This is a genomic window from Polaromonas sp. P1_E1_2 (genome assembly GCF_056406035.1).
In genome coordinates, this window is record NZ_JBFUAZ010000794.1 from 1 (window position 1) to 1,556 (window position 1,556).

2 protein-coding genes are annotated in these 1,556 nt (G+C 63.8%); both read left to right on the forward strand.

Features of this window, described 5'->3' with window-relative positions; translation table 11 throughout:
* Positions 1-627, forward strand: a 627-nt coding sequence (locus AC1D1P_RS22960; RefSeq protein ID WP_477674584.1) for a glucose-6-phosphate isomerase, incomplete at its 5' end; no start/stop codon positions are given.
* A gap of 90 nt (positions 628-717) precedes the next feature.
* Positions 718-1,556, forward strand: an 839-nt coding sequence (locus tag AC1D1P_RS22965; RefSeq protein WP_477674585.1) for a DUF3047 domain-containing protein, incomplete at its 3' end; no start/stop codon positions are given.

Sequence of the window (1,556 nt, forward strand, 5' to 3'; positions counted from 1 at the left end):
GTCTGGTACCGCAACTTTCATGGCTTTACCAGCCGCAGCATCGCGCCCTACAGCAGCGCGCTGCGCCGCCTGCCGGCCTACCTGCAGCAGCTGGAGATGGAGAGCAACGGCAAACGCGTGGATGCGGACGGCAAGGCTTTGCCGTTTGAAACGTCCCCGGTGCTGTGGGGCGAACCCGGCACCAACGGCCAGCACGCCTACTTTCAAATGCTGCACCAGGGGACGTCGGTGGTGCCGGTCGAGTTTGTGGCGGTGAAAACAGCCGCGCACGTACCGCACGACCTGCCGGGGCATCACGCCAAATTGTTGGCCAACGTTCTGGCCCAGGCGCAAGCCTTGATGACCGGCAAAGAAGAGGTCGGAGGCCACAGGCATTTTCCCGGCAATCGTCCCAGTACTTTCCTGTTGCTTGAGCGGCTCACCCCAGCCAGCCTGGGCGCGCTGATTGCCCTGCAGGAGCATCGTGTGTTTGTCAGCGGTGCGATCTGGGGCATCAACAGTTTTGACCAGTGGGGCGTCGAGCTCGGGAAGGTGCTGGCCAAAGACATCGAGCCACGCCTGCACAGCGGGGACGTCTTTGGCCTTGATGGCTCGACCGCCGGCCTGCTACGCAAGATTGCCGGCTGAATACCGCAAAAGTGTGCGTTTTTCCATTGCGGGAGCGCGCGCTTCCGTGGTCAACTTGCCACTTCGCCGATTTTTCGATGGCTTCGCATCATGTCTTTTTCCCTTCCGCTTCGCCGCCTTTTCCCCCGTTTTTCGATGTTCGCTGCAGCGTTTCTCACGCTGGCTCTGGTCTCCGGCTGCGCGACACGCCCGGCGCCCGACGAGGACACCGATGTCGATGAGCCGGTCAGCCGCGGCGGCACGCTGGGGCCGGCGGAGGGGGTGACTGGCACCGCCTGGGCCGAGATGTCGGCGCCGCCCAAGGCCGGTGAGCTCAAGCCAGACGACCTCAGGTGGGAAATCTTCCGCGTGCCGGGCAAGCAGCCGGCCAGCTACAGCTATGTGCGTCATGAGGGCCGCGACGCGGTGCTCGCAAAGGTCGAGGCGTCCGGCAGCATCCTGCGCCATCGCCACCGCATCGAGCCCGACCAGCTTGGGCTCGTGCGCTTTTCCTGGAACGTGCCGTACGCCGGTGCGGGCACCAACCTTGCACTGCCGCAACTCGAGGATGTGCCGGTGCGGGTAGTGCTCGCGTTCGAAGGCGACCGCTCGCGGCTGTCGATGAAGAACTCCCTGTTGTCCGAGTTGAGCCGGCTGCTGACCGGCGAAGAAATGCCGTTCGCGACACTGGTTTATTCGTGGTCGCGTGTCAACCGGCCAGGCGAAGTGGTCGTCAACGACCGCACCGACCGTATCCGCAAGATCATTGTCGACTCGGGCGACCACGGCTACAACGAATGGCGCAGCTACGAGCGTGACATCCGCGCCGACTACCGCAAGGCCTTTGGCGAAGATCCGGGCGCTTTGCTGAGCTTCGCTGTCTTCACCGAAGGCGAAAAAAACGAGGGCCAGCTGCAGGCCTTCTACGGGCCACTCAAGCTGGTGCCGGC